General features: G+C 60.5%; 20 protein-coding genes. 14 read left to right on the forward strand and 6 right to left on the reverse strand.

Annotation, left to right across the window (positions count from 1 at the left end; all coding sequences use genetic code 11):
• From FJ980_RS06410 to FJ980_RS06425, 4 genes are all read left to right on the forward strand, one after another.
• The coding region (locus tag FJ980_RS06410; protein ID WP_140542091.1) for a DUF5801 repeats-in-toxin domain-containing protein at positions 1-2,091 on the forward strand (2,091 nt) is incomplete at its 5' end.
• A 72-nt stretch (positions 2,092-2,163) separates the two neighbouring features.
• Complete coding sequence (locus FJ980_RS06415; RefSeq protein ID WP_140542092.1) at positions 2,164-2,532, forward strand: hypothetical protein; 369 nt, start codon at positions 2,164-2,166, stop codon at positions 2,530-2,532.
• 128 nt (positions 2,533-2,660) lie between these two features.
• Positions 2,661-3,443 carry a lytic transglycosylase domain-containing protein gene (locus tag FJ980_RS06420; RefSeq protein WP_140542093.1) on the forward strand — a complete coding sequence of 261 codons (783 nt, stop codon included), beginning with the start codon at positions 2,661-2,663 and terminating at the stop codon, positions 3,441-3,443.
• Between the two features lie 132 nt (positions 3,444-3,575).
• The gene (locus FJ980_RS06425) at positions 3,576-4,820 is read left to right on the forward strand and encodes a penicillin-binding protein activator (RefSeq protein WP_348640647.1); all 1,245 of its coding nucleotides are present in this window, start codon (positions 3,576-3,578) and stop codon (positions 4,818-4,820) included.
• Here the strand turns inward: FJ980_RS06425 and FJ980_RS06430 are convergent.
• Genes FJ980_RS06430 through FJ980_RS06455 form a run of 6 tightly spaced genes read right to left on the reverse strand, consistent with a single transcriptional unit; the run spans position 4,817 to position 10,284 of the window.
• On the reverse strand, positions 4,817-5,809 hold the full coding sequence (locus FJ980_RS06430) for a phosphatase PAP2 family protein (RefSeq protein WP_181181122.1): 993 nt from the start codon (positions 5,807-5,809) through the stop codon (positions 4,817-4,819). The two genes, FJ980_RS06425 and FJ980_RS06430, sit on opposite strands and share 4 nt — an antisense overlap.
• Positions 5,810-5,826: 17 nt before the next feature.
• Entirely contained in the window at positions 5,827-6,372 is a 546-nt protein-coding gene (locus FJ980_RS06435; protein ID WP_140542096.1) for a prepilin peptidase, read from the reverse strand.
• Positions 6,369-6,914 carry a tetratricopeptide repeat protein gene (locus FJ980_RS06440; RefSeq protein WP_140542097.1) on the reverse strand — a complete coding sequence of 182 codons (546 nt, stop codon included), beginning with the start codon at positions 6,912-6,914 and terminating at the stop codon, positions 6,369-6,371. The genes FJ980_RS06435 and FJ980_RS06440 overlap by 4 nt, the downstream gene beginning before the upstream one ends.
• 52 nt (positions 6,915-6,966) lie before the next feature.
• Positions 6,967-7,896 carry a type II secretion system F family protein gene (locus FJ980_RS06445; RefSeq protein ID WP_140542098.1) on the reverse strand — a complete coding sequence of 310 codons (930 nt, stop codon included), beginning with the start codon at positions 7,894-7,896 and terminating at the stop codon, positions 6,967-6,969.
• A gap of 37 nt (positions 7,897-7,933) precedes the next feature.
• A complete protein-coding gene (locus tag FJ980_RS06450) occupies positions 7,934-8,905 on the reverse strand; it encodes a type II secretion system F family protein (protein ID WP_140542099.1) in 972 nt (323 codons plus the stop codon).
• Positions 8,905-10,284: a CpaF family protein gene (locus FJ980_RS06455; protein ID WP_140542100.1), complete on the reverse strand. Its 1,380-nt coding sequence runs from the start codon at positions 10,282-10,284 to the stop codon at positions 8,905-8,907. The genes FJ980_RS06450 and FJ980_RS06455 overlap by 1 nt, the downstream gene beginning before the upstream one ends.
• 495 nt (positions 10,285-10,779) lie before the next feature.
• Between FJ980_RS06455 and FJ980_RS06460 the strand changes: the two genes are divergently transcribed.
• The 10 genes from FJ980_RS06460 to FJ980_RS06505 all read left to right on the forward strand — a co-directional run bounded on the left by FJ980_RS06460 (position 10,780) and on the right by FJ980_RS06505 (position 18,885).
• Positions 10,780-10,977, forward strand: a complete 198-nt coding sequence (locus tag FJ980_RS06460) for a Flp family type IVb pilin (protein ID WP_140542101.1) — start codon at positions 10,780-10,782, stop codon at positions 10,975-10,977.
• A gap of 89 nt (positions 10,978-11,066) precedes the next feature.
• Positions 11,067-12,089, forward strand: a complete 1,023-nt coding sequence (gene cpaB / locus FJ980_RS06465; RefSeq protein WP_140542102.1) for a Flp pilus assembly protein CpaB — start codon at positions 11,067-11,069, stop codon at positions 12,087-12,089.
• Between the two features lie 53 nt (positions 12,090-12,142).
• On the forward strand, positions 12,143-13,588 hold the full coding sequence (locus FJ980_RS06470) for a type II and III secretion system protein family protein (RefSeq protein WP_140542103.1): 1,446 nt from the start codon (positions 12,143-12,145) through the stop codon (positions 13,586-13,588).
• On the forward strand, positions 13,575-13,877 hold the full coding sequence (locus tag FJ980_RS06475; protein ID WP_140542104.1) for a hypothetical protein: 303 nt from the start codon (positions 13,575-13,577) through the stop codon (positions 13,875-13,877). The genes FJ980_RS06470 and FJ980_RS06475 overlap by 14 nt, the downstream gene beginning before the upstream one ends.
• Before the next feature lie 61 nt (positions 13,878-13,938).
• Positions 13,939-15,408, forward strand: a complete 1,470-nt coding sequence (locus tag FJ980_RS06480; RefSeq protein WP_140542105.1) for a pilus assembly protein TadG-related protein — start codon at positions 13,939-13,941, stop codon at positions 15,406-15,408.
• A 5-nt stretch (positions 15,409-15,413) separates the two neighbouring features.
• Positions 15,414-15,944, forward strand: coding sequence for a TadE/TadG family type IV pilus assembly protein (locus tag FJ980_RS06485; protein ID WP_281406319.1), 531 nt, complete (start codon positions 15,414-15,416; stop codon positions 15,942-15,944).
• 41 nt (positions 15,945-15,985) lie between these two features.
• On the forward strand, positions 15,986-16,609 hold the full coding sequence (locus FJ980_RS06490; RefSeq protein ID WP_246676327.1) for a TadE/TadG family type IV pilus assembly protein: 624 nt from the start codon (positions 15,986-15,988) through the stop codon (positions 16,607-16,609).
• On the forward strand, positions 16,606-17,769 hold the full coding sequence (locus FJ980_RS06495; RefSeq protein WP_140542107.1) for an AAA family ATPase: 1,164 nt from the start codon (positions 16,606-16,608) through the stop codon (positions 17,767-17,769). Before FJ980_RS06490 ends, FJ980_RS06495 begins: the two co-directional genes overlap by 4 nt.
• Positions 17,756-18,331, forward strand: a complete 576-nt coding sequence (locus tag FJ980_RS06500; protein WP_140542108.1) for a L,D-transpeptidase — start codon at positions 17,756-17,758, stop codon at positions 18,329-18,331. Before FJ980_RS06495 ends, FJ980_RS06500 begins: the two co-directional genes overlap by 14 nt.
• The gene (locus FJ980_RS06505; protein WP_140542109.1) at positions 18,328-18,885 is read left to right on the forward strand and encodes a hypothetical protein; all 558 of its coding nucleotides are present in this window, start codon (positions 18,328-18,330) and stop codon (positions 18,883-18,885) included. Before FJ980_RS06500 ends, FJ980_RS06505 begins: the two co-directional genes overlap by 4 nt.
• Positions 18,886-18,901 lie beyond the last annotated feature (16 nt).

Here is an 18,901-nt window from a genome sequence, read left to right on the forward strand (position 1 = left end):
TTGCAGTTCTACGACGACGGCCCGAAGGTGACGGCGGTTGCCGGCGCGAGTGCGACGCTGTCGGTTGACGAGACGGCGGGCGCGCAGGTGGGCGACCATGATGTTGCCGGCGGTGTGTCGCAAAGCGCGGCGGTGAGCATCGCAGGTCTGTTCAATCCGGTGGTGTATGGCGCAGACGGGAACGGTGGGACGACGTATGCGCTGACGCATTCGGACGGAACGGCGTTCGGAACGACGGCTGGGACGGGTACGGCGACGGGGCTTCACGCGACCTCGGCGCCGGGGACGGAGATCTATCTGTTCCTGAACGGGTCGACGATCGAGGGCCATGTCGGCAACGACCCTGCAGGGGCGCTGGCGTTCACGGTTTCGATCAGCGGCACGAACGCCACGCTGACGCAGATCCTGGCGCTGGATCATCCGAATGTCGGGAACCCGAACGACCTGCTGACGCTGTCGGACAAGGTGTATGTGACGGCGACGGCGACGGATGGCGATCTGGACACGGCGTCGGCGACGTCGGCAAGCGGGTTGGCGTTGCAGTTCTACGACGACGGCCCCCAGTTTGGAACTGTGACCAACGCCTATGTTTCAAACGAAGTCGGGGATCTAAAGGGCGTCTTACAGTACGATACGGGAGCAGATGGCCTCGGATCGCTGACAATTTCCGGCATCACAAGCTTGCCAACAGACTGGACAACCAGTGCTGCCGGAGGCTCCTCGGTCAACATCTTCGCTCCCGACGGGACGCAGATCTTTACCGTGCAACTCCATCTCGATGGCACCTACGATGTCATCCAGTCGGCGGTGCGGCCTGGAACGTCGACAACGATTGATCTGGCTACCAGCATCGCGAATTCACCGACCGGAAATTATGACTTCGGCGTAGTGCAACTGACTGCCTTGACGGATGATACCGGGTCGGCGGCTACAGCTAACTTCAATGCGTATACGGACAATTCAGAGCCCGGCGGCCATGCATTCGGACTTGGAAATCCGACCTTCGACGTTAGCGACAGTTTCAAGATGGATTTTCCTAGCGCGTTGTCCAATTTCAGCCTGAAGATTGCCGATGTTGACAATAAAGGCGTGATAAGCGTTACAGTATCCGATGGTATAACAAGCGCTACAATACTTAAAACCATCGATTCAACGACCGCCTACCTTACTATCACGCAAAGCGACCTCACGGCCCACGGCTTAACAAGTATTACATCTGCGACACTGACGGGAGTTGATGAACCAGGTAAAACCAACGACATCAAGGTGTCGTTCTCGACGTTGTCCTACTCGGAATCCCATCCTGCTGGCGACATGCATTTCACTGTCAACGTGAGCGGCAAAGACGGGGACAATGATGCTGTCAGTACCAGCTTCGACGTCACCTCGGTTGGCGGAGCTACGCCGAACGACCACTTTGTCGGCACTGCGGCAAACGATGTTTTCCACGGCGGGAGCGGCACCGACCAATTTGATGGCGCCGGAGGGACACTGAATATTGTCGACTATTCGGGCAGCCATGACGCTATCTCGATCCATCTCGCCGACAACGGGTCCGCATCGGGCGCACCGGTAGACTTAAACAATCCGGCGCCGGGCAGTATCGGCGGCGGCGACGCGGCTGGTGACACGCTCACAAATATCCAAGGGCTGATCGGCGGCTCTGGCGACGATCATCTGTACGGCAACTCCGGAGACAATTATCTCTCAGGTGGAGCCGGTAACGACACCCTTGTTGGCGGGGCGGGCAACGACCTGCTTGTCGGCGGCGCAGGGGCAGACACACTAACTGGCGGGATCGGCGCCGATACTTTCAAGCTCGATCACCTCGAGCTGAGTATCAACGATCTGATCACCGACTATAACAGCGCGGACGGTGACAAGATCGATTTGACCGCACTGTTTGAGACGGCACCAGCCGGCAACATCAGCGACTATGTCCATTACACCAACGGCACGTTGAGCGTCGATGCCGATGGCACGACCGGTGGTGCCAATTTCGTGAGTGTGGCTCAACTCACAAATCCACCCGCCACCATCAACATTCTCTATGACGACAACGCACATGTGCAGCACACGGCCACCATTTAGCACTTATGCGCCACCACGCTTCCATGCTAAACATCAGCAACGCGTGAATTCGCAATTCGGAGAGGGGCTTACATGAGACATTCCGTAAGATTGCTGGCATCAGTCGCGGCGTTGCTGGTGGCCGGGTCGACGGGTTTTGCCGCCGATATCATCGGCGAGCCGGCGGTGAATTATTGCCGCACGGTGGGCACATCGGATCTGGTGCTGACCGACAACATGGTCGAGCTCAAGGACCATGTGGTGAAGCTGATGGACGAATCGGTCGCCGTCGCCAACAGCCCGGAATGGATCAACTCGTCGCGCCCCGCCTTCGTCTGGGCCTCGGAGGCCAAGGTCGCCTGCGGCATGGCCTATGGCTACCTCAAGACGAACTACAAGGACGAAGACACGCTCAACAAATGCGAGTGCTTCCACGACCGCATGGTCGAGTACATGCACTGAGCTGACGGGCAAACGGACGCCGGCTGGCTGCGATGGTGGCCGACGGAGAACCGGCGAAGGCGGTCGCGCTGGGCCGGTCCGGCGTTTCACCGAAACGGCGAAACGGTCCATCTCTTTGTCTTGACGCAATGCCGAACGGAAGACCGCTGCGCAGTTTTCCTGGAATTGCCCTGGCGGTCGCCTTGCTTGGCCTGGGGCAAACACCTGTCCACGCCAACTGGCTGGAACGACCGCAGCCGCAGCGGACGCAGCCCGTGCGCTGCGACGCGGCGCCCGAGCGGACGCGCGCGACATTCAAGGCATTCGCCACCTGCCAGGCCTCCCTCTACGGCCTCGAGCCGGTGCTGGCGCATGCGGTGATGGAGATCGAAAGCGGCTTCGATCCCGGCGTGCGCGGCGCCGACGGCGAGGTCGGGCTGATGCAGGTCATGCCGGCAACGGCGCGGATGCTCGGCTTTCGCGGCTCGCTCGACGAGCTTGGCGAGCCGGCCACCAACATCGCGCTCGGCGTCAGATATCTGGCGCAGGCAAACAGGCTCGCCGCGGGCGATCTTTGCACCACCGTGATGAAATACCGCGCCGGGCACGGGGAGACCCGCTTCTCGGTCCGTTCGGTCGACTACTGCCGGCGCGCACGCGCAATCCTGGCACGGGAAGGGCTCGACGCGGCCGGGCCGCTGCCGGTGGCGACGATCGGCTTCTCCGACGTCTGGACGATCGGATTCTCCGACGTCTCGACGATCGGGTTCTCCGACGCTTCCCAAGACGGCGCCGTTACCGGCCAGGAGAAACGCGTCTGCGTGCGCCGATCGTTCGTGCCGGGGCCGCGCTACATGAAATGCGCCGACTATCGCAGCCCGGCGCAGGCGAGGACGATCCAGGCGCTGAGAGCGCGGCTGTTCGACGGCTGAAGCCATGACGCAAGAATTGCGGGACGGCCGGGCAGGCAAACGTTAAGAGAAGTGAAGGCAGACCGGGACGAATACTGGCGGCAGATGGGATGGAAGCATCAAATGAAATGTGAGCGGCACGATCCGCGTCTGTTGGCTCTCGCTCTCGGGCTCGTCGCGACGCTGTGCGCATGCCAGTCCAAGAGCGGCGCGTCTGACGTGCTCGATCCGTCGGCGGTCGCTGCACCCGCCGGCCAGGCGGGCGCGCCCGCGGCGCCTGCCCAGCAGGCAAGCGGCCAGACCTTGGGTAGTCCGGCCTTGGCCAGCGCGACCTCGGCCGGCCCGGCCTCGGCCGCCGCCGCCAAGGCCCAGCTGACGCTCGGCACGGGGCCGACCAAGGTGGCCATGCTGCTGCCGCTTTCGGCGCCCGGGAGCACGGGCGAGAACGGCCGGAAAATGTATGACGGCGCGCGGCTGGCGATGGCCGATCTCGGCGACAAGCTTCTGACGCTGACGATCGAGGATACGCGCGGCGACAGCGGCTACGCCAAGGACCTCGCGGTGAAGGCGATCACGTCCGGCCCGGTCAAGGTCGTCATCGGGCCGTCCGAGCTTGCGGCCGCGCAGCACCTTGCCAAGCTCTCCGGCTCCAAGCGGCCGCCGGTGCTGGCGCTGGCCGACAATTTCGCCGGCGGCCCCGGCGTCTATTCCGTGCGGCTCGGCGAAGCCGATAGCGCTGCGGCGGGCGCGGCGGCGGTCGCCGCCAAGGGCGCCAGGAAATTCGTGCTGCTGGTGCCTTCGGGCGCGGACTCAAGCCCGATTGAATCCCGGGTGGCCAACGCGCTCAGCATCTATGGCGCCACGCTTGCGGTGACGCTGCCCTATTCGGCGAGCGACGGCGGCGCCAAGGTGGTGTCCGACATGGGCTCGCTGGTCGAGGCGCCCGACGCCGTGGTCGTCGCCTGCGGCGACGGCAGCCCTATCGCCGTGCTCGCGGCGCTGAAGGCCAAAAGCATTCCGGGCAAGGCGGTGACGCTGATCGGCACCGACCGCTGGCTCGAGCGCCCGATGGATCCGCTCTACGAAGGCGCCTATATCGCGACGCTCGACCAGAGCGAGACCGGCCCGATCGCCGACCGCTTCAAGGCCACCTACAACTACCAGCCGGACGTCAACGTGGCCTATGCCTACGACGTGGTGGCGCTGAGCGCGGGCATCGCCAGCTCCGCCGGCCCCGACGGCTTCAGCAAGCAGGTGCTGGAAAACACCAGCGGCTTCCGCGGCTCGACCGGCCTGTTCCGCTTCCGCGCCGACGGCTCGAGCCAAAGGTCGATGCCGTTCTTCAGGGTGGAGAAGGGTAAGCTTAAGCTGATGGAGAAGTCGACGTCGGGGTTTTAGGGGGCGGAGACGTCTGATGTTAGCTGTGCATTTGCAGCGGCGAGTCGTGGCTGATATCCCGCGATAAATTTCACGGCAAGAATAGAGACTAACCCCACGATCGTGCCTGCAATCACATCAATGAGGTGATGCCCGCCTTCTGGAAGCGTGCTGATGATCATTATCCCATTCAGGCAAGCTACGGGCCAGAAGAGCCACCGATAGTCGCGAAGCGCGTAGACGACCAAAATGCCTAGTGCGGTGTGAAAGGACGGGAAAGTAACGAGGCCCTCGGCTCTTGTAACCAAGAGATGAAACGGCTCTCCCGATCGGAGCTTCATCAGTTCAGTGAAATGCCACATTCCCGCTCGGGCCGTGAAATTGCTGAACTCGATTGGACCTGGCTGGAAATATGCGTAGGCTCCAGCCGCCGGTACAAACAACATTAGCGTGGCGGTCAGCGCCGACGAGACTGCCAGCAAGGCAGTGAACTCGGTGAGGCGAGGACGTCTTGCGAAAGCCAGCAAAAGGATCAGGAGCGGAAGCTGCCGCCCCAATGCATGATAGGCGAAAACGAGCGTCTCGGCGACTAGCGGCTGCTTGTTCGTAAACGAGAGAAAGGCTCGCCAGTCAAACCCGATCGCCGCGTCAAATGCTGCGAGCGTTTGATCCATCAATGGCCTGTCGGTTGCGGACGCCAGATACATGAACCAGACTGATGCAAACGTCAGCGGGACGAACAGGGAGGCGTTCGCGGCCAAAGAGCAGACGGCCGTGGCGCTGGTCGCAATGAACCCCCCAATCCGTGATTTGTCCTGTCTTATTCGCCGTTCAACGAGCTTCATCGTGACAACGACTGCTGCCAGCACCATTAAAACTTGGGCAAGCTCGAACCAGTTTCGTGGATCGAGAACGATGTTCGAACCGTGGAAACAAAAAAAGTCCGCGACAAAGAAGCCTAGTGCAATTGCAACGATGGTAGCGACCAGTCTGAACCCGGTACTGCGCACGGCAACGCCTAGCTCCCTTAGTTCAGTTGTTCCAGTATGCCGGAACTGGTTGCCACCACGATGGCGTGGTACATTTGTAGGGCCACCGCGCATATGGCAGCGGCGGATATCGGCACTCCGAACGGCACGATCCCCTTGCGGTCCATGTGCTGCACGTAGTGGCGGAACATTCCCGCTGGCAGCAGGAAGGGATTCTTGACCACGGCCAGCGTAGCGAGCGCGAAAGCGAGCAGAAATATCGAGAACATGGCGAGGTTGCTTCCGCCAATCAGAAACGGCGTGGCGCTCATCAACTTCACGTCTCCGGCACCGATCTTTTGTAAAAGCCAGAACGGGAAAAGTGCAAGGAACAAGGCAAGACCGCCGAATGCGCTGATGCCCATTTCCAACCATGAATGAGCTTGCAAGGATTGAAATTGCAAAGTCCCTAGGCCAAGGCAAAGCAAAAGCAGTACATCTCGGTTGGATATGCGCTGCGTGGAGAAATCAGTCCAGGCAATCCGCCCGAGCAGCAGAATTGCTACTGCCTTGAACACAAGCGACGCAACCAACAAAAGACTCATGAGCGCTCGATGTTCCGCACGCTGGACGACAGCAGCTTCAGATTGTTGGCGATCGTCGGATCGTTGGGCGCCAGTTCATAGGCCTTGAGGAAATTGCTGCGCGCGTCCTGAAGCTTGCCGCGCAGCAGATAGGAATAGCCGAGATTGTTGTAATATTCCGGCGTCGCGCCGAGCAGCCGGTAAGCCCTGCCGTAAGCCATGTCGGCAAGGTCGAAGCGCCGGATGCGATCGCAGGAGGCGGCGAGGCCAAGCCAGGCGACGCCGTCATTGGGTGCCAGCCTTGTGGCCTTGTAGAACAACGCACCGGCATTGCCGTAATTTTCGGAACGGAACTGCGTCTTTGCTTCGGTGACTGCCTGGTCGGAGGCATAGTAGTCAACATCGCTCACTGTCTTCAGGCCGTCGAAAGTATCGCCGAAGGCCGTATAGTCGCCCTTGGCGGGCTCGTTGGTACGCACCACGCCGCCCGTGGAGTCGCTCGTCTGGCAACCGGCTAAGAAGATCAGCAGCAGACTGGCCGCGGCTGCGAGGCGCTTTGTCATTGTGTGTCCCACGAGTCCCCGACTCTATTTTAGAATCTAATCATATGACGGACTAGAAGAAAATGCCCTTCATGCGAATGATCACCGGCAGCATAATCACCATCATCACGACAGGAAAGATACAGAGCCCCAGCGGGATCATCATCTTGACCGGCAAGGCGTTGGCGCGCTCCTCAGCGTGCAGGATACGCTGGCCGCGCATTTCGGCGCTGTAAACGCGCAAGGCATCGGTTAAGCTGGTGCCCAGCTCTTCCGATTGCCGGAACAGCACCGCCAAAGCCTTTGCTTCTTCGAGCCCGATGCGATCGGAGAGCTCGCGCAAGGCCTCGCGCAACGGCTTGCCCGCTCGCAACTGCAGGTTCATGATCGTAAGTTGGATGCCGAGCCATTTGTGCGTGCCGGCCATTTCCTGGCTGACTCGCTCGACCGCCGCCTCCAAGCTCATGCCGGCGTCGGCGCAGGTAATCATCATGTCCATGAAATCAGGAAAGGCGCGTCGATAGATCAGCTTTTGCGCATTCTCGAAGCGGTCAAGCATGATGCTCGGGATGACGATGCAGCCGAGACCGATCAAGCCAGCGCCAGCGAACGCAACGAAGCCGGGCAGGCGCGGCGGCAATACTTTTGAAAAGAGAGCGTAGGCCAACAGAAAGCCTATGGCGACAGCGCCCAGTCGGCATAGCGTGTAGATAAGGGGGGCACTGGTCTGATAAAAGCCGGCGCGAAAGAGCTTAGCCTCGAGGGCGTCCGGCTCGTTGCGCTCCTTCTCCATCGACTTGAAATAGGCTTCGATCGGTCTCTGCGCCGCCGCCTTGGCAAGCTTATCCTGTCCTAGGATCGAACGGCGATCCACTGGACCATCCCCTACGAGACTGTCGGTAACCAGCCTACGCGTCTGCATCGCCGGCAGAAATACTAAGGCAGCGAACAGGAACAACGCCCCTGCCGCCACGAAAACGGCCAGGGAGACGAAAAGTGTCAAGTCATTTGTATTCGAAAGTAGGCCCACGCCGCCGCCCCTAGAAGTCGAAAGTGACCATACGATACATAATGTAGTCACCAAGTAGCGCCCATAACCCGAACGACAAGAATACTGGCAAAATCAGGGGGCTGTCCCAGACTTTGCCGTAATATGACGGTGATATGAGCATCAGGATCAGAAACATGATCGCAGGAAACAATGAAATGATCCATGCGGAAATGCGACCCTCAGCCGAAAGCGCCCTGATTTTCAATTTCAACTTCTGCCGTTCGCGCAGCACGGACGATAGGTTCGCAAGGATCTCGGTGAGGTTGCCGCCGGTCTTGGCCTGGATCGAAAGCGCCACCGAGAGCAGATGCAAACCTTCGAAACCGACCCGCTCCGACAATTTCCGTACCGCCTGCTCCATGCTGAGCCCGAAGGTGATCTCATCGGCGACGATGCCGAACTCGGTGCCAAGCGGATCAGGCATTTCGCGCGCGACGAGCCCGATGGCCACCGAAGCTGGATGGCCGGCGCGGAGCGAACGCACGATCATGTCGAGCGCATCCGGCAATTGCCTGGCGAATTTTTGGATTCGCTTGTTGCAAGACCGACGCAAGACGAGAAGCGGCAATACGAAACTCACCGCCAGGAATAAGATGAGCGCTGCTGGCGCCGAGAAGCGAAGCAGGAACCAAGAAACTAGAGCTAACGTCAAACCGGCGAGAACGAACGACGCCGCGAAGGTCATTGGATTTCCGGTGATGCCGGATTGGGTATACAGCCGGTTCAACCAGACAAAGCCGGAGACGAAGTCGCCTGTGTCGGTCAGGCCGCGTTCACGCAGCAGGTTTTGCAATGTCTGTTCCGCAGGCGCGTCGTCGGCAATACGGCGCAACCGGTGATTGACCGCAAGTTGGCGCGAGCGGCGGCGGGTAAGGGAGAGGTACAAAGCCTCGCCGGCAAGAATGACAGCGGCGGCCGCGACCACATAGATGAAGTAGAGTAGTGCCTGTCCCGTCAGCATTACAGCGGCACCTGCGGGTTGAAGGCATCCTTGGCGAAATGAAGCCCTAGCGTAGCGGCTTCGGAGGCAAAGCGCGGACGAACACCGGTGGCGCGGAAATCACCGACTATAGCGCCATCGGCGGCAACATCGCGCCTGACATACTGGTAGATTTCCTGCAACTGGACGATGTTGCCTTCCATGCCGGTGATCTCGGAGATGGAGACGACGCGCCTTCCTCCGTCGGATAGACGCTGCGTCTGCACGATGATGTCGATGGCCGACGCGATCTGCGCCCGGATCGAGTCATGGGTCATCGGCAATCCGGCCATGCCGACCATCTGCTCCAGGCGCGAGATTGCATCGCGCGGCGTGTTGGCATGGATCGTCGTCATCGAGCCTTCGTGGCCGGTGTTCATGGCCTGCAGCATGTCGAATGCCTCCTCGCCGCGCACTTCGCCGACGATGATGCGGTCGGGCCGCATGCGCAGCGCATTCTTCACCAGCTCGCGCTGCCGTATCTCGCCCTTGCCCTCGACATTGGGGGGGCGCGTCTCCAGCCGGCCGACATGCGGCTGCTGCAGTTGCAGTTCCGCCGCGTCCTCGATGGTGACCAGGCGCTCCTTCGATGGAATGTAACTCGACAGCGCGTTGAGCAGCGTCGTCTTGCCGCTGCCGGTACCGCCTGAAACCAGGATCGACTTGCGCGCCTGCACCGCGATCCTGAGCATATCGATCATCGGCTGGCGGATCGAATTGAACGCCATCAGGCGTTCCAGCGAATAAGGATTCTTCGAAAATTTACGGATCGAGACCAGCGGGCCATCGACCGAAACCGGCCGCACGGCAATATTGACGCGCGAGCCGTCGGCCAGGCGCGCATCCGCCATCGGCGCGGATTCGTCGACCCGGCGGCCAATGGCCGAGACTATCTTATTGATGATGCGCAGCAGGTGCGCCTCATCGCGGAAGCGGATCGCGGTTTCCTCGATCATGCCGCGACGTTCGATGAAGACGCGCTCATGGGTGTTGATCATGATGTCGGTGATCGAATCGTCCTTGAGCAGAGGCTCTATCGGACCAAGTCCCAACATCTCGTCGGCCGTGTCGCTGGTCAGTTGATCGAGCTCGCGGGCGTTCAAGGGGACGTTCCGACTGCGCACGAACTCGCGCACGATCGGCCGGATCTCATCCAAGATCTCGTCCTTCGACGAATTTTCCAGCGCCGTCAGGTTGAAACGGTCGATGAGATGGCGATGAAGCTCGACCTTCAAGGTCAGAAAGTCGAGACCTTGCGGTTCGGCATCCGTTGCCGCGGCTGTCCCGTTGGCCGCCGCAACCACAGGCGCCACCTGCTGCGCCCGTTGCTCACCTTGCCCTTTGATGAAGCGACCCAACATGCCGCCCGCCCCTTTTTGTTCCCGAGCCTGAAACTAAGCGTTAACCACGAGTGGCACAAGCGGCCTCCGGGCCACAGTCCATGTATTACTTGCGACATAGTTAAGAAGGCGATCAAACTTCCATATAACTGCTTCAAACCCGCTCCACTTACACAGACCAAAGTCCTAAGACCTTTGCCGCGACTAATACACTTAAGTCTGCTAAGGCATTAGATATACTGAATTATGTCGAATTTCTAATACGCCGGCAATGGGACGCTGCCGCGGCGGAATTGTGAATGAATGGTTAAAATGACTTGAAAAATGAGGCGAATCAAGCCTTTATCGAAATTGAGAGAGCTTCAGATCGAGTATTGAAGGGTTAAACTTCCGTTAATCCGTTTGACACTGCTTTTTCGCGCGACCTAGGATTGAACGTGACGGGGGATGCTTGGGTATGGGGTTCATCCTTAGCTCTGTCTCGTCGGGTTCAAACCTCCAAAGGGAGAAATTGGCATGAAGAAGCTCATGACGATGACCCGGCAGTTCCGCGACGACGAAAACGGCGCTGCTATGGTCGAATATACGATCCTTCTCGGCTTGATCGCTGCCGCCACGATCGCGACGATCGTCTTGGTCGCGACCTGGATCACGGGAACGTGGAGCGCCCTCTGCACCACGCTGGATACAAATTCAACTGTGGCCTGCGGCTGAGCCGATAGCCTTGTCAGGCCCGAACAAATCGTTCGGGCCTGACATTCATTCGACCGAAAATTAATCAACAGCTGCGGGGGCAGCGAGAAATGCGCGCCAATACACTCATCATGATCGTGCTCGCCGGTATCTTCGGCGTGCTGGCGGTCGTACTCGTCAACATCTGGCTGGCGGGCCAGCGTAGCGCTTTGGCTCAATCCAACGGCGTGCAGGTCAGCACAGTTGTAGTCGCGGCGGTGCCGCTGAAATTTGGCGACGCTTTGAATACCGACAAATTGCGCGAGATTGCGTGGCCGGCGGGAGCTGTGCCGGTGGGCGCCTTCAAGACGGTCAAAGAGGCGATGGCCGGTAACGGGGCGCGCCAGGCGCTGCAATCGATCAGCGCCAATGAACCTATTCTCGCGACCAAGATTACCGGCCCGGGCCAGCGCGCCACGCTATCAGCTGTGCTGGCCGAGGGCATGAAAGCAGTTTCCATCCGCGTCAACGACGTGCTCGGCGTCGCGGGGTTTGTATTTCCCGGCGACAGGGTCGACGTCCTGCTGACGCGCACTTCGCGTGGCGATGACGGTGCCGACAAGAGCTTCGTCGACGTTCTGCTGCAAAGCGTCAAGGTGCTCGCCGTCGACCAGGTCGCCGACGAAAGCAAGGACGCGCCGCAGGTCGTGAAGGCAGTTACGGTCGAAGTCAACACCAAAGACGCGCAGAAGCTAACGCTTGCGGCCGGCGCCGGACAATTGTCACTGGCATTGCGCCAGGCCGCCGAAAGCAAAAGCGAAACGAATGAGAGGGTAACGCTCGCGGACTTGACCGCTGACACCCCAGAGGACCTCGCCAAGCGCCAGGCCGAGCTTGACAGGCAGGCCGCCGAGGAGGCCGCGCGCAAGCAGGCCGACCAGAAGATCGATGGCCTGGCCAAGGCGGTGGAACGGGTCGGCAGCCAACTCGACCAGATGAGCAAGACAAAGCCGGTTACGGTCGTGACTGCCGCGCCTCAGCAGCCGGCGAAGGAAGTGATCAAATACGTGCAGCCGGAACCGCCCAAGCTGGCGACGATCGGGGTGTTCCGTGGTATCAAGCTGGAGTCGTATGAAGTGCCGCGACAAGACTGACGAGGGTCGGCGCGGCGGAGGCTGTCCTGGGGCAGCAAGCGGGGAGACGGGGAATGAAGGGGTTTTGGGTCAGGATAGCGGCGGCCGCGCTATCCGTGTTGGGCGTATCGGCGATCTCCGGCCATCCGGCTGCGGCGGCCGACCGCTTCATCGACGTGTCGAGCCCGTCGCTGCACCGCGTGTTCGTGCCCGTTTCCCAATCCGCCACGATCCAGGTGAACGCTACCCTGGGCGACATCGTCGTCGGCGACGAGAAGATCGCCGACGCGCAGCCCATGACCGACAAGACGCTCTACATCATCGGCAAGAGCGTCGGCACCACCACGGTCAATCTCTTCTCCGAGGACAAGCGCTCGCTAGGCGCGATCCAGATCGAGGTCGGCCAGGATGTCAGCGATATGGCTGTAGCCATTCGCCAGGTGGCGCCGAAGGCGCGGATCGAGATCGGCTCGATCAACGGCAAGGTTCGCCTGAGCGGTCACGTCAAGGACGCCGCGACGCTGGCATCCATCGTGGAAGTCACGCAGCAATACGGGCCTGACTCCATCATCAATGCCGTCACCATTGACGACAGCGAACAGGTCAATCTTTCGGTGCGCATCCTCGAGGCCAAGCGCAATGCAGGCCGCGATCTCGGTGTATCGATCAGGAGTACGAACAGTCGCGGCACGACGCTAACGGGTACGGGCGTTGCGGCAGTTGATAAGGACAAGGTCGTGCTGGGGTCAGGCGACCTTCTCAGCGGGCTGCTGTCCACTGCTAGTCCATTTGGAGCATTGATTACCCGGGTCATCGACAGCAACGTAAAGGTCGATCTCATCATTGAAGCCTTGGAGTCGAAAGGCGTTGTGCGTCTTCTGGCCGAGCCGAATCTGACGACGGTCTCCGGCGAAACCGCCAGCTTCAACGCCGGCGGCGAAGTGCCAATACGCAGCGTCAACGGACAAGGCGAAGTTGAGATCGTGTTCAAGCAGTTCGGCGTCAATTTGAACTTCACGCCGGTGGTGCTGGACGACGGCAAGATCCATATCAAGCTGGCGCCGGAAGTCAGCGACCTGACCGGCTTCACCCCCGCCGGCGATCCGATCTTCACCAATCGCAAGCTGGCAACGGTGGTTGATTTGCGCGACGGTCAGAGCTTCGCGGTCGGCGGACTGCTCTCCAGCAAGAACACCAGGCAGCAGGATCAGGTGCCCTGGCTCGGCCAGGTGCCGATCATCGGCGCGCTGTTCCATAATTCGAGCACACAGAAGGAAGAGACCGAGCTGGTCGTCATCGTGACGCCGCATCTGGTGCGCCCGGTGCGGCCCGGCGAGCAGTTGGCAACGCCTTTCGACAAGACGAGACCGGCCAACGACCCGGAGCTCATGCTGCTCGGCCAGCTCGAAGTCAACAAGGACATGATCCGCATGTACGAGCATGGCGAAGGCGTCACCGGCCCCTACGGCCACATGCTGGACGTGAAATCGAAGGACAAGCTGGTCTATGTCAAGAAATAAGCTCCTGCTCGTCCTTCTCGGCACCAGCCTGCTGACGGGCTGCGCGGCCGACTATCTGAACAATTACGATACGATGACGCTGGCTTCCGGCGACTCGCAGAAGACCAATCAGCTGCTGCAGACGGTCGACCCGTACAATCCGGTTTCCAACAACACGAAGATCGAGGGCAACGGCGCGCGGTCAGTCGCCGTGGTTCAGAAATACAAACTTCCGCCAGGTGGGTCCGCGCCGGCGACCAACATGACGGTCAATGTCGGCCCGTCGAGCGAGACCAGCGCAGCGAAGTAGAAGGATGCGGTTCGTCAGGCAAGCGAGGACGCCTGGCACGAATGGAACAGAGAGTAGGATCATGTTGAGGACCATTCGTGAATTCTGGCGCGATCAGCGCGGCATAGCGCTCGTCCTTGTCAGCATCATGCTGCCGGCAATCATCGGCTTTTCGCTGCTGGTCATCGACATGAGCCGGGCGAACAACATGCATTTCGATCTGCAGAAAGGGGCGGACGCATTTGCGCTGGCTGCTGCAGCCGAACTTGACGGTCAATCCGACGGTATCGTCCGAGCCGATCGCGCACTTACGACGCTGGTCTCCAATCAGTACAGCTTTTCAGACTCGCAAACCCCAGGGCCACAGGCGCTTTCAGCAGCCGGGGTGACAAGGCGCTATCTGACCAGTCTGCCAGCAGACAATGCCCCGATTCCGGCGGCCTATGTCATTACCGACGAAGTAACTGACGCCAAGAAGGCCCGTTTCGTGCAAATCACCGTGACCCCAGTTGGGTTCTCTGCGATGTTCCCGGTGTCGTTTCTAAGTTCCTCAGCAACTGGAAGTTTCAATATTGCTGCCACTGCGGTGGCTGGATTCACGACATCCGTCTGCGACTACACGCCAGTATTTATCTGTAATCCCTACGAAAATAATCCGGGTGGCATTTCACTTGAGACGGCCGCGAATAATCAGGCCTATCGGCGAAAGCAGATCAAGTTGCGTGGCGACGGGTATTATACCCCCGGAAATTTCGCGTTCCTGCAATCTCCCCTTGGCACCGGCGCCAGTAATCTCGAAAAGTCGCTAGCCAAAGCGAAGCCCTCGGGATGCTACTCTCTCAACGGGGTTAGCACCGAGCCCGGACAAAACGCCGGCCCGGTGAAGGATGGCTTGAATGCCCGTTTTGGCCTCACCAGCACCTATGTCACCAGCGATCCGCCCGGGCCCAATGTCCGGATGGGCCTGAAGACCGTCACATGTCAGAAAGGTGCGGTGAAATCTTATACCTTTGAAACTAATGTAACCATGGGTGCAGGCCTCACACGAGATTCATGCTACCCGAACTGCACACCGCTTGATGGTACGAGAACAGATGCCGGAATGCTCGGCAACGGTGACTGGAAACCATCACTCTATTGGCAATATGCCCACAGCGCCTCGTCAGAACCGTCACTCCCTACGGCACTAGGCACCAACCCGACACGCTATGAAGTCTATCAGTACGAGACCTACACTCACCCTGACCGCATCAAAGACATGTCGTCGAATAACGACGCCGGCGTCCCGGCGTGCAATATCGCTTCAACATCCATTCCGGAGAGGCGAATCCTCTACGGCGCGATCTTGGATTGCAACAGTCTCACGGCACAGGGCTACAAGCTTAGCGGGAGACTGACGAATGTTCCCGCCCGCGCCTTCGGTAGCTTTTTCATCACCGAGCCGATCAAGGACGGCAAGGAAATATTCGTTGAGTTGGTTGACATCACTGGCAAGGGCGGACGTGGCACTTTGGACAACTTCTTCCGCGACGAAGCGCAACTCTACAGGTGATGGCGATGTTTCGGTCTATTGCCCGCAGGTCAAGGAGATTCGGTAGAGACCAGCATGGCGCGGTGCTCGTTGAGATGACACTCGTGGCGCCGTTAATGCTGCTTCTGTCGGCCGGCGTTTTCGAATTTGGCAATCTGATTCACGACAGGTTGCTGATGCAGGCCGGTCTTACCGATGCGGCCCGTTTCGGGGCGCGCTGCAACAGCCAACTTTATACCGATGCCGGCCTGACGATCGATTGTGCAACTGTTGCCGCCAACATCGCGGTGTTCGGCAACACGACAGGAACAGGCAGTCCGCGCGTTCCAAATTGGAATACACAAAGTCCAAATGTGACGGTAACCATTGCCGCCAGTGCCTCCTGCCATGACGCAGTCGTTTCGGGTGTCACCCAATATCGCTCAGTTACCCCGCAGGTCTGCATCGTCCGCGCAGACGGTACCTACGCCTATAGCGGCGTCGGGATGCTGGCGCTTCTCAACATCGGCCCGATCACCTTGAACGACTTCCACGAGGAGCGGTTGATCCGGTTCTGACAATGATGAGGCGCTTCGCAAAATCAGAGCACGGCGCGGCCATGGTCGAGATGACTATCGTCGCTCCCCTGCTCTTTGCGCTGACGTTCGGCTTCGTCGATTTCGGCTACGCTCTCTATCAATGGAACGGTGCAACCAAGGCCGTCCAGATCGGCGCCAGGCTTGCCTCGATTTCCGATCCGGTGGTGTCGACAACCGCGCTGGCTAACGCGGCGCCAAGCTCGGTTCCTGGCGCGCCGGTCGCCGCCGGCTCCTATTCATTCGTCTGCAAATACACTGTCAGCACCGGGGCCTGCAAAGACCAGAACGGCACATCCACCATTTTCGACACCAATGCCTCCAACGCCTTCAGCCGCATCTTCAGAGGCGACACAGCGATCACGAACGATGACGCCTGCCCCGCCCTCACCGGAACCCAAAGGCCCGGCATGTGCCATTTCCTTCCGGGCCTGAAGCGAAGCGAGGTCGTCATCACCTATTCGGCGACAGGACTCGGTTTCCAGACCAGGCTCGGCGGCCCCGTGCCCACCATTACCGTCGAACTGCAAAACCGGACTTTCCAGTTCTTCTTCCTGAGCGGATTGATGGGCTTCGGAAATATCAACATGCCCTCCATGCTGAGCACGGTGACGGGCGAAGACCTGAAAACGAGCGCGCCAACATGAACGCCATCGACACCAGAGTCCTCCCCACAAAACGCAAGCAGGTGGCCCTGTTTTCCGGCGATGCGAATTTCAAGCGCGATGTCACCACGCGGCTCGACGCGCTGGCGATCTATGACGTCAAAGTCTCGGACGCGGCGGAGTTCCTCAAGGGGCCGCCTGTCGACAGCCGGCCCGGCATCATCATCCTCGATCTCGCCAATGGCGAGCTGCTCGGCAATCCGGCAATCGTCGAGGCGCGCGCGGCCTGGGCGTCGGTGCCGCTGATCGCGATTTCCGACGAGCTCACCTCCGAGCAGACGCGCGTTCTGGTGCGCATGAACGCGTCCGACTGGCTGCACAAGCCGCTCGACCCCAAGGAGCTGCTCAACGCCGTTACCTTCCACGACACCGGCAGCCAGGGCACCAAGAGCCGCATCGTCACCTTCATTGCAGCCAGCGGCGGCGCCGGCGCGACCACGCTGGCGATCTCGGCGGCCGAGTATCTGGCCTCGAAATCGGCCGAGCGGGCGGCCTCGACCTGCCTCGTCGATCTCGACTTCCAGAGCGCCAATTGCGGCGCCTATCTCAACCAGTTCAACCAGTTCGACCTGTCCGGCATCATCGGCCAGCCGGACCGGCTCGACGTCGAGCTGATGGACGTCATCAAATTGTCGCGGCCCTCCGGCCTCACGCTCTATTCCTTCGAGCGGCCGCAACTGCCGTTCGAGCCGCGCGGTTCCGACTTCGTCTTCAGGCTGCTCGATCTCGTCGCCTACCGCTTCGACGACATCGTCATCGACCTGCCCAACATCGAGACGCCGTGGCACGATTCGGTGCTGCGCACGAGCGACGAGATCTTCATCGTCTTCGAGCTCAACGTCGCTTCGCTCAGGCAAGGCAAGCGGCTCTACAAGAAGATCCGCGAATTGCGCGGCAACAAGGTCAGCATCACGCTGGTCGCCAACAAGCACAAGCGCAAATGGTTCGGCAACCACTTCTCGCGCAGCGAGCTGGAGAAGATCTTCAAGGCGCCGCACATCAAATCGCTGGCGCTGGACAACGCGCTTCTGGCCGACGCGCTGAATCGCGCCATCCTGCCTTCCGAGGTGGACGGACGCGCGCGCTTCAACAAGGACCTCAAACGCATGTTCAAGGAACGGCTGGACAATGCCCAGCGCTAGCCGATTCACTGCCGCGCGCCTGGCCGGCGCCTTTATGGCGGGCATGATGCTGGTGTCGGCCTGCGGTTTGGCGCAGGCCGGATCGGGACTGCCGCCGCTTCCGGCCATGGGCCCCAGCCTGCGCAAGGCGGTCACCTTCGAGACCGGCGAGCAGCCCGGCACGATCGTCATCCGCAAAAACGAGAAGGCGCTCTATCTGGTGACGGCAGCGGGGCATGCGCTGCGCTACCAGATCAGCGTCGGCCGCGACGGCTTCGGCTGGACCGGAACGGTCAAGATAGCCTCCAAGACCGAATGGCCGGAATGGCGCCCGCCCAGGGAAATGCGCGCGCGCCGGCCGGAGCTGCCGGCAATGGTGCCGGCCGGCCCCTACAATCCGCTCGGCGCCAGGGCGCTTTATCTGTCACGCGACGGGCGCGACACGCTCTATCGCATCCATGGCACCAACGATCCCAAGGGCGTCGGTTTCGACGGCACGTCCGGATGCTTCCGGCTGACGAACACCGATGTGATCGATCTCTTCAAACGCGTCGCGGTGGGCGCAAAGGTGGTGGTTGAATGACGATGATCAGCGAGCCGGACGTTCCGGCAATCGAACTCGGTCACCGGGAAGCCGCTCCGGGAAAGCCCAGCCGGGCCAGGCTGATCGGCGTCGTGGCGGTGGGTGCGTTGCTCGTCACCGTCGTCAACGTGACGGCCGCAGTCTATCTCTATCGCGGCGTCAACGACCTCAAGACGATGGAGGCGCGGCTGGAGCAGCTCGGCCAGTTCGAGCAGCGGATCGGCGCGCGCATCGACACCGTCAATAACGGTTTCCAGAGCCGGTTCGAGACGCTGGACCATCAGTTGCAGGCGAATTTCGGCCGGATCAACGGCAATATCGCCAAGCTTGAGCAAGGCCAGCCCGTCGCCGCCAGCGAGCCGGCGCCCGGCGCGGCCGAGCCGGCCGTGCTCGACAACACTACGGTGGCGGATGCGTCAGCGGCCGACGGAGGCGCTGGCGCCGGAGACGGACAGCCCGCGTTCAAGCGCAAGGTCGCGCCCCCGGGGCCCAACCCGTCCTACCAGCGCATCCAGCAGCCCGACGGCAAGGTCTATTACAAGAAGATCAACTGAGCAGGCGGGTTTTCGC

This window comes from Mesorhizobium sp. B1-1-5 (assembly GCF_006443065.1).
In the GTDB taxonomy this organism is placed as follows: Bacteria; Pseudomonadota; Alphaproteobacteria; order Rhizobiales; family Rhizobiaceae; genus Mesorhizobium.